This window comes from Pseudomonas sp. BF-R-24 (assembly GCF_019947335.1).
In the GTDB taxonomy this organism is placed as follows: Bacteria; Pseudomonadota; Gammaproteobacteria; order Pseudomonadales; family Pseudomonadaceae; genus Aquipseudomonas; species Aquipseudomonas jessenii.
The window spans coordinates 1-15,470 of record NZ_JAGYGG010000032.1 but is presented as its reverse complement, the minus strand read 5'-3'; the positions used below and the strand labels follow the sequence as shown (position 1 = coordinate 15,470).

Annotated in this window: 23 protein-coding genes; 15 read left to right on the top strand and 8 right to left on the bottom strand. The window is 54.9% G+C overall.

Annotation, left to right across the window (positions count from 1 at the left end; genetic code table 11):
- Positions 1-22 precede the first annotated feature (22 nt).
- The gene (locus tag KGA98_RS21775; protein WP_223503773.1) at positions 23-946 is read right to left on the bottom strand and encodes a DNA cytosine methyltransferase; all 924 of its coding nucleotides are present in this window, start codon (positions 944-946) and stop codon (positions 23-25) included.
- Positions 947-1,032: 86 nt separating this feature from the next.
- Between KGA98_RS21775 and KGA98_RS21770 the strand changes: the two genes are divergently transcribed.
- The gene (locus KGA98_RS21770; RefSeq protein ID WP_223503771.1) at positions 1,033-1,221 is read left to right on the top strand and encodes a hypothetical protein; all 189 of its coding nucleotides are present in this window, start codon (positions 1,033-1,035) and stop codon (positions 1,219-1,221) included.
- Here the strand turns inward: KGA98_RS21770 and KGA98_RS21765 are convergent.
- Positions 1,218-2,075, bottom strand: a complete 858-nt coding sequence (locus tag KGA98_RS21765; protein ID WP_223503769.1) for a phosphoadenosine phosphosulfate reductase family protein — start codon at positions 2,073-2,075, stop codon at positions 1,218-1,220. The two genes, KGA98_RS21770 and KGA98_RS21765, sit on opposite strands and share 4 nt — an antisense overlap.
- Positions 2,076-2,160: 85 nt before the next feature.
- Between KGA98_RS21765 and KGA98_RS21760 the strand changes: the two genes are divergently transcribed.
- Entirely contained in the window at positions 2,161-2,757 is a 597-nt protein-coding gene (locus tag KGA98_RS21760) for a DUF6338 family protein (RefSeq protein WP_223503766.1), read from the top strand.
- Between the two features lie 142 nt (positions 2,758-2,899).
- On the opposite strand, the gene KGA98_RS21755 is transcribed toward KGA98_RS21760, so the two are convergent.
- The 6 genes from KGA98_RS21755 to KGA98_RS21730 form a co-directional block, all read right to left on the bottom strand.
- Positions 2,900-3,229: a hypothetical protein gene (locus KGA98_RS21755; protein ID WP_223503764.1), complete on the bottom strand. Its 330-nt coding sequence runs from the start codon at positions 3,227-3,229 to the stop codon at positions 2,900-2,902.
- An 81-nt stretch (positions 3,230-3,310) separates the two neighbouring features.
- Positions 3,311-3,772 (bottom strand): hypothetical protein, encoded by a 462-nt coding sequence (locus tag KGA98_RS21750; RefSeq protein WP_223503762.1) that lies wholly within the window; start codon positions 3,770-3,772, stop codon positions 3,311-3,313.
- The gene (locus KGA98_RS21745; RefSeq protein ID WP_223503760.1) at positions 3,769-4,002 is read right to left on the bottom strand and encodes a hypothetical protein; all 234 of its coding nucleotides are present in this window, start codon (positions 4,000-4,002) and stop codon (positions 3,769-3,771) included. The genes KGA98_RS21750 and KGA98_RS21745 overlap by 4 nt, the downstream gene beginning before the upstream one ends.
- On the bottom strand, positions 4,002-4,541 hold the full coding sequence (locus tag KGA98_RS21740) for a hypothetical protein (RefSeq protein WP_223503758.1): 540 nt from the start codon (positions 4,539-4,541) through the stop codon (positions 4,002-4,004). The genes KGA98_RS21745 and KGA98_RS21740 overlap by 1 nt, the downstream gene beginning before the upstream one ends.
- 251 nt (positions 4,542-4,792) lie before the next feature.
- Positions 4,793-5,041, bottom strand: a complete 249-nt coding sequence (locus tag KGA98_RS21735; RefSeq protein ID WP_223503756.1) for a DUF1654 domain-containing protein — start codon at positions 5,039-5,041, stop codon at positions 4,793-4,795.
- Positions 5,042-5,203: 162 nt separating this feature from the next.
- Positions 5,204-5,986 (bottom strand): helix-turn-helix transcriptional regulator, encoded by a 783-nt coding sequence (locus KGA98_RS21730; protein WP_223503754.1) that lies wholly within the window; start codon positions 5,984-5,986, stop codon positions 5,204-5,206.
- A gap of 78 nt (positions 5,987-6,064) precedes the next feature.
- Here KGA98_RS21730 and KGA98_RS21725 point away from each other — a divergent pair, with 78 nt between their 5' ends.
- From KGA98_RS21725 to KGA98_RS21665, 13 genes are all read left to right on the top strand, one after another.
- Entirely contained in the window at positions 6,065-6,283 is a 219-nt protein-coding gene (locus KGA98_RS21725) for a Cro/CI family transcriptional regulator (protein WP_027923808.1), read from the top strand.
- A gap of 43 nt (positions 6,284-6,326) precedes the next feature.
- Positions 6,327-6,821: a YmfL family putative regulatory protein gene (locus KGA98_RS21720; protein ID WP_223503752.1), complete on the top strand. Its 495-nt coding sequence runs from the start codon at positions 6,327-6,329 to the stop codon at positions 6,819-6,821.
- A gap of 1 nt (position 6,822) precedes the next feature.
- The gene (locus KGA98_RS21715) at positions 6,823-7,674 is read left to right on the top strand and encodes a hypothetical protein (protein WP_223503750.1); all 852 of its coding nucleotides are present in this window, start codon (positions 6,823-6,825) and stop codon (positions 7,672-7,674) included.
- A complete protein-coding gene (locus KGA98_RS21710) occupies positions 7,655-8,437 on the top strand; it encodes an ATP-binding protein (protein WP_223503748.1) in 783 nt (260 codons plus the stop codon). Before KGA98_RS21715 ends, KGA98_RS21710 begins: the two co-directional genes overlap by 20 nt.
- The gene (locus KGA98_RS21705; RefSeq protein ID WP_223503746.1) at positions 8,437-8,937 is read left to right on the top strand and encodes a hypothetical protein; all 501 of its coding nucleotides are present in this window, start codon (positions 8,437-8,439) and stop codon (positions 8,935-8,937) included. Before KGA98_RS21710 ends, KGA98_RS21705 begins: the two co-directional genes overlap by 1 nt.
- On the top strand, positions 8,937-10,277 hold the full coding sequence (locus tag KGA98_RS21700; RefSeq protein ID WP_223503743.1) for a tyrosine-type recombinase/integrase: 1,341 nt from the start codon (positions 8,937-8,939) through the stop codon (positions 10,275-10,277). The genes KGA98_RS21705 and KGA98_RS21700 overlap by 1 nt, the downstream gene beginning before the upstream one ends.
- Complete coding sequence (locus KGA98_RS21695; protein ID WP_223503741.1) at positions 10,246-10,566, top strand: hypothetical protein; 321 nt, start codon at positions 10,246-10,248, stop codon at positions 10,564-10,566. Before KGA98_RS21700 ends, KGA98_RS21695 begins: the two co-directional genes overlap by 32 nt.
- A gap of 4 nt (positions 10,567-10,570) precedes the next feature.
- On the top strand, positions 10,571-10,960 hold the full coding sequence (locus KGA98_RS21690) for an antiterminator Q family protein (protein ID WP_223503739.1): 390 nt from the start codon (positions 10,571-10,573) through the stop codon (positions 10,958-10,960).
- Between the two features lie 169 nt (positions 10,961-11,129).
- A complete protein-coding gene (locus KGA98_RS21685; protein ID WP_223503737.1) occupies positions 11,130-12,698 on the top strand; it encodes a hypothetical protein in 1,569 nt (522 codons plus the stop codon).
- Positions 12,699-12,949: 251 nt separating this feature from the next.
- Entirely contained in the window at positions 12,950-13,285 is a 336-nt protein-coding gene (locus KGA98_RS21680; protein ID WP_223503735.1) for a phage holin, lambda family, read from the top strand.
- A gap of 128 nt (positions 13,286-13,413) precedes the next feature.
- Complete coding sequence (locus tag KGA98_RS21675) at positions 13,414-13,860, top strand: DUF1737 domain-containing protein (RefSeq protein WP_223503733.1); 447 nt, start codon at positions 13,414-13,416, stop codon at positions 13,858-13,860.
- A 475-nt stretch (positions 13,861-14,335) separates the two neighbouring features.
- Positions 14,336-14,935 carry a terminase small subunit gene (locus tag KGA98_RS21670; RefSeq protein WP_223503731.1) on the top strand — a complete coding sequence of 200 codons (600 nt, stop codon included), beginning with the start codon at positions 14,336-14,338 and terminating at the stop codon, positions 14,933-14,935.
- 3 nt (positions 14,936-14,938) lie between these two features.
- Positions 14,939-15,470: phage terminase large subunit family protein (locus KGA98_RS21665; protein WP_223503729.1), on the top strand; the 532-nt coding region annotated here is incomplete at its 3' end.

The window sequence follows — 15,470 nt, the reverse complement described above, 5'->3', positions numbered from 1 at the left end:
CAGCGCAATAGGTGAGGGTGGGTCAGGCGGCTGCTTTGAGCGCTTCGATGATTCGTTGACCAGCCAGAGGCGGTACGGCGTTACCTGCCATGTGCATAGTCAGCCGATGGTTGTCCGGGCGCTTCGTATCAGCCGGGAACGACATGGCGGCAAGGGCCTCGTTCGCCGAGAGCATCCGCATTTCATCGCCGCGCACCAGGGCCCACCGGTCAAGCGTGGTGATAGTACCGATCGGGCGATTCAGGCAGCGGCCAGTCAGGCCTGATCCTGATCCGTAATAAGGCATGATGAATCGATCACCGAAGCGCTCCCGGCCATTCTTCACACGGAGCAGGGTCGATTCAGCCCGGCCCGGCTTCACAACCGGGCTCCACTTGCCCGCTTCGAAATCGATGAAGGATGAGGCTGGCACATGCTGGCGCTGGTGAAGCTGAAGGTTGAGCGGTGCCTTGCTTCGGGTACAGACCAGAAAAAGGCGCACGCGGTGCTGCGGCACGCCGAGATCGGCGCAATCAACGACATGGGGCGCGATCATGTAGCCGAGTGCCGCCATTGCCTGCGACCAGGCTGGATACAAAGCCCAGTCCGTGAACTCTTCGACGTTCTCGACCAGCACCACTTCTGGCCGGTGGAATTCGGCAGCCGACACCACTGCCCATGCTGTTGACCGCGATGCATCATGCTGAGCATTGCCGGATTTTTTGCCGCGCGCTTTCGAGTGACCCTGGCAGCAGGGCGAGGCCAGCATGATGTCGTGCGCAGGAACCTTCGACCAATCCGCCTGATGCAGGTCTTGGCAAATGTGTATGGCGTCCGGGTGGTTAGCGCTGTGCCACTCAACCGCGACAGGCCAGTGATTGGCAGCCCATATAACGTCGATCCCGGCATTGCGGGCACCGGTAGACCATCCGCCGAGACCGGCGAACAAATCGATTGCTGTAGGCATTGTGGATCCTCGCCGGCTGGCGTGAAGTGAGTTTGTGGGCTATTGATTGATGGTCCCGGCAAGACGCCGGTTTGAGGAGCAGAAAAATGCCTGCGACTTTTAAAAACTATGATGAGCAGTACTTCATTTACGAAAACGCAACGGAGGTGAAAGAAAAGGGTGGTCAATATGTTGTCTACGATGCTTTTGGAAGTGTGCTTGGTGTGCACTTGATCGATTCGATCGAACAATTCACTACCGATCCGCGCATGGTCACGTCTTCAAAGCAGGATTAGTCGCCACAGAAGCAGGTAATGGCCTCGTCCTGGTCGGCGAACATGTCGAATTGGGTGTCGGAGTAGTCGAGCATCTGCTGGTAGCTTGGGCGGTCGCTGCGGAACCGAGCACCGTCACCGGTGAACTTGCCGCCTGACACCACTGAGTTTTCCATGCGAGCCCACCACTTAGCTTTGGGGCGATCGCTGGCGAGGATCGAGTAGACCTGCTTCGCTCCCTTCAAGAAGCAGAGGTCGCAATTGCCTTCCAGCGTGCGGCCGTTGATCGTAGGCAGCATCAGGTCGAATGATTGGCCGGCCCAGAAGTCCGTTACATCCTGCACTCCGACACCGGCATCAGCTAGCGGCATCACCATTGTTGCCCACTTGCTCTCGCTGGTGCTCTTCCGGTGCCGGATCTTCACCACCCGACGCGGTTCATCGGCCCGGATACCGGTCATCATGTCCACCGGGTTTTCTTCGGTCGAAAGCCCCAGGCTGCGCAGGTACTTGTGGATGATGCGGATCTTGAGGTCGATGGTGCAGAACCTGGTCACAGGGTTCGGCAGATACTTCCGCTTGCGGATCAGCGCCTCGAACGGCTCGCCCTGACGGCTGGCTGTGGCGTAATCCACCACCTCAAAACCTACTTCGTTGTCCCGGAACTCGAGCCAAGCAATCGGAACCGCCCAGCGTTCAGCGCAGTCCCGGACGAACTCCAGTGTGGCGGGGTGCTCCTTTCCGGTGTTGGCGAAGGTGACGACCAGATCGGTCAGGTCTTCGTTGTTGTCCAGCACCTGACGAAGCATGTAGGCGCTGGTCCGCCCGCCGGAGAAGCTCACGACGGTTGTCCCTGAGATTTTATAAGGCGACATGGGATCCTCGCCGGCTGGCGTGATTCGTTGAAGTGAGGTATTTGTGTTCTGCCCGGCATGAGGCCGGGATAAGGAGTTGTGCTTGATGGACGACTTAGTAAAAGAAGTAATCCCTCTTTTGCAATATTTGATTCCGGGATTTTTCGCCGCCTGGATTTTCTACTCCCTTACCGCTTTTAAGCGACCTGATACGTTTGGCCAGATCGTTCAAGCGCTAATTTTTACTTTCGTCATTCATGGCATTGTTGTTTTGATAGGTGCGTTACTTCTATGGATCGGTCAGCATGGAATCGTATTCGGCACATGGGATAAAGAGGCTCAAGCAGCATGGTCTGGGGTGATTGCGGTGCTAACAGGCTTGATATCCTGTTACTTAGCCAATAATGACAACCTGCATGCATGGCTTCGGCGCAAGAAGATAACCAAACAAAGCTCATATCCTTGTGAGTGGTTTAGCGCTTTTTCTGGGCACAAACGCTTTGTGGTCCTTCATCTAGTCGACGAGAGAAGGCTGTATGGGTGGCCTACTGAATGGCCATCTGAGCCATCTTCGGGCCAGTTTGTGATCAATGACCCAAGCTGGCTGGATGACGAGGGAAAGGAGCTACCTCTTGCCGCAGAGCTACTTGTGATAGATGCTTCAAAAGTACAGTGGGTTGAATTCACTCCTAAAACATGGTGATTTTTATGTCGAGCAAGGCCCCAACACCAATGCCTCCAAGACTGATCCGCCCTAATAATGCGCCGGGTCAGGCAAACGTAAATCCTCCAAGCCCGACTAGCGTAAGGCCTCCTGCTCCCGCTGCGCCGCCGGCAAAGAAATCCTAAATAAAAGGATTAACAATCTCATCCCCCGGATCCTGCTGAAGCATCAGCAGGCTCTTCCTGTGAAAAGCCAGCGACACGTTTTGGGAGACCTCAATAACGTGTCGCGGCGGATCAAGCATCGGCAGACACTTTTGAGGTCCTAATGCATGAAGATGATGAATCATCAGCGTGATGGCCTCGCCCTGTTCCTCGATGCCGCTCCAGGCCATCAGCTCAGCCAATGCCTGTCGCGTGCCCGCCATGCAATGCAGCCGGATTTCTTCCTCGCCGCGAGTCTTTCGCCTCGCCGCAGTCTTTGCCGATCGTTCTTTCTGCGCGGCTGCCATGGCTCACCTCTTCAATTCCGTGGACCAGTAGATCCAGCCATGTCTGTCGTCGGCGCTGTCGCACCTGGTTGCTGATCCGTCTCATGCCACCCTCTGTTGACCCCAGACACCCACGGCGTCGAACACCCGGGCGGCCTGTTCTTCAGTCAGCGAAACTTCGGCGGGGATGGCGATCCAGCCCGATGCGACCCGATGATTCGGATTGCTCTCTGCGACCAGGTCCTTGTAGGTTTCCTCGATTACGTTTTCGAGGTGTGCGGCCAGATAGTTGCCTTGGGGCGCAACCTCGACTGATTTGCTGTAGCGGTGGCCATTCTGATCGCGACACTGGACGCTGACATAGATCGTCCAGCGGTGAGCAAAGTCGCAGACTGCTTCGGCCATGCGTTGCCCTGGCCGGATGCTCTCGCAGCTCTTCCAGTTAATCATCCCTTGGCGTCCACTGGGATCGATTTGGATTACCGCGACGTGATGGGCGTTGAGTTTTGCCCTGCTCACACGCTCCATTCGAACGCGCATGTTGTTTGGTTTCCGCTTGCTCATAGTGTCTCCGCGAGCATTTGCGGCCCCTTGCGTTCGGCTTGGGTCGGGGATGGTCGTCGCCGTTTCAACACGGTTTCAGGATCGATTGCAGCAGACCTTGGCGGTGGATGTTGGGTCTGGAAGCTTGCCGCTTCGGTCACCTTGCCGCCGACCCCGAAGTACTCGGCAGTCTTGCGGTTGATGTCGGCCTGCGCCTCCAGGTGCGGATTAGAAATAGGGCCACCAATCATTATTGCGCTCCGAAGAAAGCAAATACGCCGAGCATCCCAGCCATGCCGACAACCCAGCGCAGCATGAGGCTACCGAAGCGGCGGGCAGACATGCCAACGGACTCAATGACGTCGGCGTTTTCTTCAAGCTGTTGTGCGTACTGGCAGGCGCAGTTATGACCTGTTTGGGTGCCGCGGGAGCGGCCGGTAGAGCGCTCTATCACGTCGAACTGATTTGCGCCTAGGGAGACAATGGTGAAGCGGAGTGTCCGTACTGGCTCTTCCTGACCGATCATTTGGTACATCTCCGAGGTAGACATTGAGAGGCGATCCCGCAACACCTGCAGGACTGCTTGTTTTTGGCGAATGGTCTGATTCATTTCGACTCCTTGAGCCTGAAGGTTGCGGATATTTGGCAACACCCTGGCCACGCTCTTGAACCGGTAGGCGCGGGGAGGGTGCTGGCGAATATCGGCAGTAATGCTGTCTGTCCTATTGCCGCCGGAGGGGCGGGGCGCATTGCTTGCCGGGTCATTCACACGGTTCTGGCGTTTCACCATCGAGCAGCCGTCCAGGTTGTTCCTGTCGTTGGCAGGCTTTCGGGCCTGTCTGCTCGCCGGTCGCCGGTAGAGGCAATGCGGTCTGTTGTTTGTTGCGCGGATTGTTAAAGAACGGCGGGAGATCCCGCATCGCCGAGTTGCTTCGTGGCGACGACTTAAATATCTCCCTAGGAGTTAATTTAGTCAACTCCCTGGGAGATAAATATTCCGATAGACCTAAAAAAACCCGCATTGCGCGAGTTTTTTGGCGATCAGATATTGGCCGGGAGGCTCCAGGAGACGCGGGCGGCGCCGTCTTCTTCTCTACTCAATGTTACGTGCTCGGTATCGGCTATGTCGTCAAGGAGCCGTTTCCAGTCCTCCTGGCACTCATCCGCGCCTCTTCGAATGACTGCCATCTTTCGTTTTTGGGCAGCGGGGGAGCTGATGATTTTTTGGATGCGGAGTCCGAGAAGGTCAAACGAGTTTGGCGGTGTTGGTTTGTTTTGTGGTTTTGCCATAGCACTGCTCCTTTTGTGTATGGATACACAGTGGATGGCTTGCTGCGTAAGCGCTAAAGATTAACGATTAAAAACAATTATTTAGCAGAGAAAAGCCCGCAACTAGCGGGCTTTAGGAGGGAGGTGCCTAGGGGAATTAATGACAAGTCGAAGGGCTCAAATTTAGATTCTTCCCAGCACCTTGCTAGGGGCAAGGATTGCGCCTACGTAATGGATTTTATCGATATCAATCCGAGCTACTGTCAGCCTCTCACCGTAAGCCGAGTTGATCGACATGAGGCTGACGTCTTCTTCGTTTTCGAAGAGCAGTTCTTTAACCATGCTCTGCCCATCAGTGGTGGTGACCATCACATACTCACCTGGCACTAGGCGGTGATTGGGCTCGCAGACGGCGATCCAACCACTACGAATTGCCGGAGCCATTGAGTCACCCTTGAGTCGGAGTGCATAGGCGTCTTCATCCCTAGAGTAGGTCTCAACCCAGCCAGCAGCCTGGTCAAGACTTGTCCAGTAGCCTTCGTGACCGAGTTGTGCCGTTCCAACAACATCGATTCGACGAGGAGCGCTGGTAATTGGCGGGCCAGGCTCGACGTTTGACTGCAATGATTCGACTGGTGGAACAGCATTGGCGGCAATCGCCAATTCGGATATTTCTTTCGCGATCCGTGGGCTGAATCTCTCTACGGGTATGCCGAGCATTTTAGCTATCTCAGCTGCCATTTCCTTGTTGAGCGCACGGCTACCGTTCAAGTGACTGCTTAGCGTGCCTTGGCTCATGCCTACGGAGAGTGCGATCTCTTCTTGAGTCAGCTTCTCGCCTTTAGGGGCACGCGCATTGTAGGCAGCCAGCTCCGCTTTTAATGCGGCGCACTCCGTCTTTTCCCACTCAAGTAATGGTCGTCTGTCGTTTTTCATTTCCGAAGAGTATTCCCGGTGGAGATACATATCCATCTCCATTGGAGTTGATTAAAAAAGCTCCATGGGAGATATTGTCGGTTCAGATACACCACCGGAGACCGGACAGTGCGTCAACTCACCCTCAGCCAATTTGCTACCGAGAAGGGGCAGACCAAGGCCGGAAATTTGTTAGGCATGACCCAAAGTTCAATAAATAAAGCTCTGCAGGCAGGGCGTGAGGTTTTTGTTACGGAGCACGCAGATGGCTCTTACACAGCGGAAGAGCTTAGACCGTTCCCGGTTCAAAGCGCGAAAAGGACGCGTCGCCGGATGCTGCCCATCTAATGAGCCAACTTTGAGCGCAATGGCGCCGAGAGAAAACTAGACAATGAAATCGCCAGTACTAGAAACCCGCCGCGCAGTGGTGATCGAGGTCGCAAAGAAATACCCAGGCGGCCAGGTATGCGCTTCAGCTCGCCTCAGTCTCGAACTGAAGCGTTTTAAGAATCAGGTTTATGAGAGCGGCGGTGTTGTTCCTCTTAGCGATGAGGAGGTTTACGTCCTCGAAAGCGAGCAGGGCACCACGCGCTTACCGGACTACCTCTGCGCGATGTACGGCGGCGTATTTGTTCGCCTGCCTGAAGTCGGCGATTTGGACAACGTAGACATGCACCAGCGCTCTTTGCGTACTTCTGTGAAGCGCGGCCGGGTTGACCAGTTTCTTGCCCTCGCGCTGGAGGACGGCGAAATCACAGCCGTGGAAGCATCGGAGATTTTGGCCTTGCATGCCAAGCACCTGGCTGCGCGGCACGAGGAGGTGACCGCACTGATCGAGTTGCACAAGTCGAAGCGCCCAGCCCGACCGCTAGGCGGAAAGGATTGATATGCAGTTCACGATCACGATCAACCAAGTGAAAGCGCTGGAGTGGGGGTTGAACTCGCAGCAGGCGTTGTTGTTTTCGTTTGTCTACGAGTGCCCTAGCTGGGCAAGGCCAATCAAGACCGATAACGGGATTTTCTTTGCCCTGAGCAAGGCAAAGATCGTGGAGGAATTGCCCCTGCTCACTGACAAACCAGATACCGCGTACCGACTTCTCAAAGGGCTCGAGACCGCCGGGCTGATCGAGCTTTCCCACACTTCAAACATCAGTTTGTTTCGTTTGACCGAGAAGGCCAAAGAGTGGAATCGCAAGTTGGACGGGTCGGAAAAATATCCGACCTCGAATGTGTGTGAGGGTCGGAAAAAAATCCGATCTACCTCGGAAAAATCTCCGAGAAAGGTCGGAAAAATTTCCGAGCAGGGTCGGAAAAAAATCCGAGAAGGGTCGGAAAAATCTCCGACAAATCAGGGTACCAGTAATCAGGGTACCAATCAGGTAACCAGTAATCAGGAGAAGCAGGGCGCTAACGCGCCAGGCAAATCGCCAAAGTTCGACCCGCTGACCGCCAAGCCGGAAAACGTCAGCGTCGAGGTTTGGGCCGACTGGTGCCAGCACCGCAAGGAAATCCACAAACCCCTCACCGCCAAGAGCTGTGAACAACAGGCCAAGGCCTTGGCGAACCATCCAGCCCCCGATTGTGTTCTGGCCCTTTCGATCAGCAACGGATGGACGGGGATCTTCCCCGACAAAGCAGTCATCCCCGCACCACCTCCGACCAGTCGCCATTCCGGCTTTGAAACTCGCGATTACAAGGTCGGTACCAAGGAGAACGCCAATGGCACCTTCCGTCTCTAACTTCGGCGCTCACATGGACCGCAAATTCGGCGTCATCGGCCGTCAGCCAGCGAGCTGCTTCGATCATGGCGAATACGAGGCGGTCATCCTCAAGGGTGGCAACCTGTCTGGGTGTCCCATCTGCGCGAGCAACAAGCGCGACATGCAAGAGCTCGAGCGCAAACGCTGTCAGTTTCGGATAGTTCAGCAATCAATCGCCCGGATTCCGAAGCGTTTCGCGGAAAAGACATTTGCCGATTTCGTCGTGTCGAATCCGGCCCAGCAGATCGCCCTGGATGCGTGTACCGACTACGTCGACAACTTTTCGAAGCATCGCCGGGAAGGTCGCTGCATGTTGCTGCTGGGGAAGGTCGGCACCGGCAAGACCCACCTGGCCATTGCCTCGGCCAATCACCTGATCAACGAATGCATGGTCAAGGCGGTCTACCGCACGGTGGGCACGCTCATCGGCGAGATCCGGGCGACGTTCAATGAGCGCTCAGGCGAGTCCGAGGTACACATCTTGCGCGAGGTGATCGGCGCGGACCTGCTGGTGCTCGATGAAGTCGGCGCGACCAAACAGAGCGAGTTCGAGCTGGCCACCCTGTTCAGCATCATCAACGGTCGTTACGAACAATGTCGTCCGACGATCATCGTCAGCAACCTGTCTCCCGCCGAATTGAACGACGCCATTGGTGCGCGCTGTGTCGACCGCATCCGGGAAAACGGCTGCATTGGCGTGGTATTCGAGTGGGAATCTCAACGCGGTAAGGAGGGCTTCTGATGAACGCCGCCAAGCAACAAAACATGCTCGCCGGGCAATCGTCGCTCGCCCGCAAAGTATTTCAAGTCGTGCCAATCCAGGAGCGCTGGAGTGCTCACGATATTTTCAATTCGTTGATGGTTGCCGAAACCACGGGTGCCCAGTTTCCGGCCATACGTCGCGGCTTGGGCGAGTTGAAGGACGCAGGTCTCATTCGCGAACCCGTTAACGGACACTTCCAGCGCACCACCATCACCATCACGCCCCAGCGAGAACTGAGCATGTCGAAAGAAACCAAGCCGGCCGTGGCTACCACCAAGAAACCCGAGGGTAGCGCTCTGGATACATTGGCGGTGCTGTCTGGCGAGGTAATCAGCTTTGCCGAGGAGGTCGGTCAGCGCATGAAAAAGCTCGCCACGCGTATCGAGGAAGTGGCGTTGTCCGTTGAGGCAGAGCGCGAGGCCAACGCTGAAGCACTCGACAAATTCAAACTCCTGCAATCTCTGCTGAAGGGGGGCTGATGGGTAATTGGATAGCCGTGGTGAAGACCTTGACGGTGAAGCTGTCGGACGCCGAGATCGAGCGAAACGCCAAAAAACTGCACGTCCGCGATCTGCGTGATGCGAGTCATCCGGCGTTGCATTTTCGCTTCGCAAAGAATCGTTCTCGTGGCTCTTGGTACTTGCTCAGCAAGCGCTCTTGGCACCGTATTGGTGGATTTCCGGATCTGAGCACCAAGCAGGTGGTTGCGGCGCTGCCGACTGTCCGTCTTCGAGTTGCTGCCGAAGAAGGTTCGACCGTTTCGAAGTGGGTCACGACCGGTGAGTTGCTGACCTGGTACGCCGAGCGCATGGCGCGTGATCGCAGCTTGTCCGAGAAGCGCAAGAAGACCAGCGCCTCGATGATCAAGTGCCACCTCATGCCGCGCCTCGGTGATCTGCCACTGACCGACATCGACAAGGCCACCCTCGACAGCGACCTGATGTGGCCGCTGCAAGAAAGCATTTCCATCGACTACGTACGTTCGGTGTTCCAGTTGCTGGCCCTGTCCTTTCGGCAGGCGTTCAAGCTGGGCCTGATTTCGTCAAACCCGATGACGGGCATTAAGTTCAATGACTTCTCCAAGGCCAAGGTCGGTATCAAGCCGTCTCGGTTGCGCGGCACCCAGCTGCAAGACCTGATGACGCGCTTGCTCGGTGCGATGGTGAACAACCCGGGGGATGGTCTGTTGGCGCTGCTGATGCTCTGCCACGGCACACGGATCGGCGAAACCCGGCAGGCACGCTGGTCACACATCAGCCTGGCCGAGCGTGAGTGGTTCATTCCTGCCGAGCACACCAAGACCGGCGTCGAGCATCGCCTGCCGTTGACTGAGCAGGTGCGCAAGGTGCTCATCAGCTATCGCGAGATTCAGCGGGCCAAAGGGTATGACGGCCAGTTCCTGTTCCCGTCTCGTAACAGCAAGGCACTCAGTGAAGGGCAGGCGAGTGCCGTATTCGTGCGGCTGGGGCAGGGCGAGTGGACCAGTCACGACTTGCGCAAGTTGGCGCGTACCGGCTGGGCCGACCTCGGCATTGACCACCTGATTGGTGAGCTGCTTATCAACCATGCGATGGGCCACAACGTGAAGGTGTACATCCAGTCGGACGTGATGGGGCGCAAGCGTGATGCCCTGGAGCAGTGGCACGCGCATCTAGATCAGAAGGGATTTGAGCAGATTCATATGTTGACCAGCGTTAGATCCGGAGATTCCGGTAATGCGCTGGACGCCACAGAGAATAAGGGCTGCAAGGCCACTCAAGAATCAACCATAGGCGAGGTTTCAAAACATGAAGAAAGCGCCGGATCATGGCTTTCGTAAGCAGCGGATTGCACTGGAGTCGTGTCCAAGCTGCGAAGGAACAGCAGTAGTGCAGGGCGTTTTTTATGAGATCGCTTGCACCGAGTGCAATGGTGCAGGTTGGGTTGTTGAGGGCAGCAGGTTGGCCCTATCTACGGACGAGTTGGTTACACAATTGAGCTTCAAGTTACAGCGGGCTCAACGCGAAATTGCAGAATTGAAATGCCCGGCCAACGCAGCCGGACCACAACAGCAGTACGAACAGAACAACCGCCTGGGAGCGGGCGGAACTAATTACACAGGGGATTGAGCGCATGATGATTCGAAAGCCAGCGGGCCGACCTTTGGGCGATACCGAGTATCTGTTGGAGCAGTGGGGCTGGTGGAGGATGGATGGGATGGGTGTGCCAGGGTACACATCTCCATCATTTGCATTGATGCGTCAGGCGGTGCCACAGCCATCGGCTAGCAAGAGCTATTGCATTACCGACGAGTGGGCTCAGATGGTCGATCATGCTGCTGCGCGGCTGGCTATGCGCGATCAGCAGATGGGCGATGTTGTGTGGCTGTACTTCGGAGCCAAGTGGCCTATGGTACGAGTCGGAAAACACTTCGGGATTAGTGAGGGCAAAGCACGCGAGTTGGTAAGAGCCGGTACAGCATGGATTGATTGTGCGATAAATCATGTCCGTGCGGTCGCCTAGAGTTCTAGAATCCTTTAATCATCAAAAGATCGTTTCATTTTGACGAAGGCCAATGGGGGTACTGATCCGGTTGGTCTTCGGCTCAAAGGGCAGATAAATAGAACCTGGCTTTCCCAATTTGGTGTACCTTTGTAAGAAAACTGATGCCTTGTGGAAAGTTGGGGTGTTTATGGAAGGAACTGCCGGAAGAGAAGTTGAATTTAATGAGGGCTTTCGAGAGATTCAAGGCTTAATCCGAAGATATCATCCAGTGAGTATACTTAAGGAAGCGTTGGTGTATTTGTATGCTCCAGCGAAGTCAAAGTTCGACAGGACTTCTAGGCAGCCTTGGTTGATTATGCTTTTGATTAAGTGGGTGTTTTTGGATGTCTTATCAAAAAAACCTATGGGGCGACCGTCAATAACTCAGGGGCAGTTGCAAGGATTGCTACAAAAGGTTTTGGATTTAACTGATAGCGATAGAATGCCTAACGAATATGAGGATTTAAGATTATTCTTTAGGGCACTTGCGTATCAGCAATTTTTTTATCAGGCGGACGGTAAGCTTGTTGATATTGCCCGTCAAGAAACTATTTTTGCAAAAGTTCCGGAGAATCACTACTTCAAAACAAAATTTTTGAAAGGTGTAGGGCTCTCTATTGAAAGTTTTCTAAGGTTGTCATTTGCTCTGCTTGCAAGTGTGGGGAAGCAGGGCATGGTGTTAAGTAGAGAGCACCTTTTTGCACTCTGTCCACCGTTTTCGCCAATAGAAGTAGATGCTTTTCTACGGGCGGTATCGGTAGAGGTTAATGACTTGAATCAAACATTAACGGCTACAGATGTCGACGGAAGAGGTCCAGGTGAGTTTTTGCAGCAAACGCCATTCTTGAAATTTCCACTTGTTAAAGTTGGAAACCAATATTGGTGTGTGTCACCGCATGTCCTTAGTCGTTCATTGGGGCATTTTGTCTACGACTATTTAAAGCGTGATGATGTAAATTCTTTTAATGCACCGTTTGGAAAAGCGTTTGAGAGCTATGTAGGGAAATGGCTACGAAAGTCAAAACTACCGATGGTCGATGAAAATGAGCTGATGAGAGGTCTTTCAGGTCAAGGTGGAGTTGTCGATTTTTTAGTTGCTGATGGCGACTCTAACGTGCTGATTGATGCAAAGGGAGTGGAGATGGCCCAGCGAGGAATGGCTGCACTCCGAAAAGGTGACGTTCGTCGAGCAACTGAGACCTCCCTTTTAAAGGCATTTAAGCAAGGTCATGAGGTGGTTTCCAGACTTCCTTCTGTAAATAGCAAAAATCCTGTGATCTCTCAGCGGTCCAAAAATTATCTTTTAGCTGTTACTTATAAAGAGCTATACATTGGTAATGGTCGTACATTGGCTGGTGTGGTTGGTAATGCTGAGTTGGATAAAATTCGTGCCAATTACGCCTTGGAACATCAAATTCCTATTGAGAACATTTATTTTCTAACGATCCATGAATTTGAAGAGTTGATGGATATGGTGGGCTGCGGGAAGGTTGGATTTGTCGAGTTTTTAGAGAGGGCAAAGCTGGCGGACTCCAGTCCAGATACTCAGAAATTTACTTTTGAAATGCACCTTGATGAGTTGGCGCGACACGTCGGTAGAAGTGTTCCTTTGATCGATGTACTTAAAGAAATGCGCGATGAGCTCGCAAAAAAAGTCCCTGCATTTGCTGCGAGTCGGTATGCAGTTAAGGAGGGAAAGAAAGATGATACTGCGTGATTTTCGCATGAAAGATATGAAAAGGCTTTTCCGCGCGGAATAACTTTGTTTTCATAGCAGCGTGTGTTGCTGTGAACGCAGCGAGACGCCTTTCAAGAACCCGACCATTGAGTCGGGTTTTTTGTGCCCATTTATGAGCCCTGCCAGCGAGCAGGGCTTTTTTATTTTTGGTTCCGCCACGCCCTTCGCTCCGAGCTGGGAAGTGCTGCTGGAACCAATCTATTGCGCTTCCCCGAAAGGGAGAAACTCGGATGACTAACATGCCCGATAAACCAGACACATGGCTGCTCGTTCTCGCGTGGCTGGGGCAGCATACGCCGACGATCTACGCCGGAGCATTGTCATTCGTGGTCGGTGCCTTGCGGATCATTTACGGCGGCGGCACGCGGCGACAGGCGTTGCTTGAAGCTTCGCTGTGCACGCTGATCACCATTGGCTTAATTCCGTTACTGGAGTACTTCGGCTTACCGCAGAACTTCGCCACGGCTGCGGGTGTGTTCATCGGATTTCTTGGCGTGAAGAAGATCGCCGATCTGGCTGATCGGTTCGCCGACTTCAAGTTTCCCAAATCGGATTCGGCGCCGTGAAGAGCTGCCCCTGGATGCTGCCTCTTGTGCTCCTGCTGGCCTACGCCGTCACGGGCCACATCCACTGTGGTGATTCGCCGGCATGTCAGCCGCTCGTCGCTCAATCATTCAATCGTGAGATTTAGAGAATGGCCTACACCCAATACGAAACTGTCGTCGCCAACACTCCCGAGGAGTTGACGGCCAAGCTGGCACAGGCCATTGCCGAAGGCTGGCAGCCCTACGGTAGCCCTGTCTCCATCACTGAAGGCTTTCAAGTGCTTCAGGCTGTGGTGAAGGGAACGAACAATGCTGCCGGCACGCCAGGCGACATCACCTCGGAAAACATCTCGGACGCCTCAGATGTGGGCAAGGCCGTGCTGGTGAGCGCCGACGCCGCCGCTGCTCGTATTGCTATCGGGAGTGGGACTTCGGACTTCTCGGGTAGCTACAACGACCTGACCGACCAGCCAGTCATTCCAGCCGAGGGTGATGCCGCGCTGCTGGTAGCCGGTACCGACCTCGTCGCGCATACCTGGTCAGCCAAACTGATTCATGACGAGATTGCCCGTCAGATTGCAGCGCTACCGGCATGAGCATCACATCCACAATCTCGACTGCCTCCGTTTTAAACGCGACCTTCAACCAGGGCAGGATCAGGGTTTCCAAACCCGCCGGGGACCCTGGCAACTTCCAAGGAACACGGGGCATAAGACTCGCGCAAACGCGTTAGCGGCACCCCGTCAAAGTTAGTTAACTGGTTAACTCGATTGGTTAACCAGGCTGAAAGCCTTATGGGCTGTGGCTTACAGGGCGGTTAACTTAGGAGTTAACCAGGTTAACGCGGTTCACCCCTGATTCGTCTGTAAGCCACGCGGGCCGTGGTCTGTAGAGCGGTTAACTAAGGAGTTAACCGAGTAAAACAGTTGGTTAACTCCCACAGTCGCTATAAACACGCCTGAAAGCCAAACGGGCTGTGGCTTTCCAGCGGTTAACCAGAGTTAACCGAGTAAATTAGTTGGTTAACTCTGTTAACTCGCGACTCCGCCGGGTTAACCGAAAGGCATGGACATGACAGCACTCACCAAAGCGGAGTTCGCCGCTCGCCAAGGCTGGTCGAAACCTTATGTGTCGAAACTGGCCAAGAGCGGTCGCCTGGTTCTGATGGCGGACGGCATGGTGGATGTCGAGGCCACGGACCGACTCCTGTTCAGCACAGCGGATCCGAGCAAAACTAATGTGGCGGCGCGGCATGAGCGCGAACGAACTCTGCGCAAGCCGGAAGGGCAAGCCTCAGTCCCGTCCATTGAGTACGAGCTTCCACATTCAGTTTCAAGCCAGGCGCCATTGTCCATCGAGGGCATTCCGGACTTTCAGGAGTCTCGCGCCTATCGCGAGTTTTATGAGTCACGCCTGACCGAGAGCGAGTTTCACAGGAATCGCGGCGCCCACGTCGAGTTGGAGGCCGTTAAAACGGCGGCGTACACGACCGGGCGGATGTTACGGGATCTGTTGTTGGGTATGCCGCCCCAGTTGGCCCCCGAATTGGCCGCCATGAGTGATCACTGGCAAATCGAGAAGCATCTCACTGCCGCATTGCGCCGGGTGTTGGACGATGCCGAACGGATGTCCTCGACGGACCTCATCCATTCTTTGACTGCAGCGAGCTAATCCATGTCAGCGGAAATGCCCGACGGTGCAGCGGTGTACCGGGAGGCGTATTTCCGCGGGCTGCGGCCAGAGCCGGATGTCTGGATCGATCAGTGGGCTGACGAGTACATGCGCATCCCGCGGGATGCCGGGGCTGCCGAACCCGGACAGTACCGTACTGCACGAACACCGTATGCTCGCGAGCCCATGCGCTGCCTGTCACCGGCACATCCGTGCAAGCGTGTGGTGACCATGGTGGCCTCGCAGTTGATGAAAACTCAGATTGCCTTGAACTGGATTGGCGGCCTGATCCATATGGCGCCGTCCAACATTCTCACGCTGCTACCCAGCCTGGGGTTGGCCAAACGAGTCTCGTCGCGCATCGGCAAGACCATCAAGGCCACCCCGGTGCTGCGCGAACGAGTGGCCGCGAACCGTTCGCGGGATGCGCGCAACACCATGGACACCAAAGAGTTTGAAGGTGGTTCGCTGTATGTCACCACCGCGGGCTCAGCGGCGAACCTTTCGGAGTTGTCGGCCCGGTACATCTACGGCG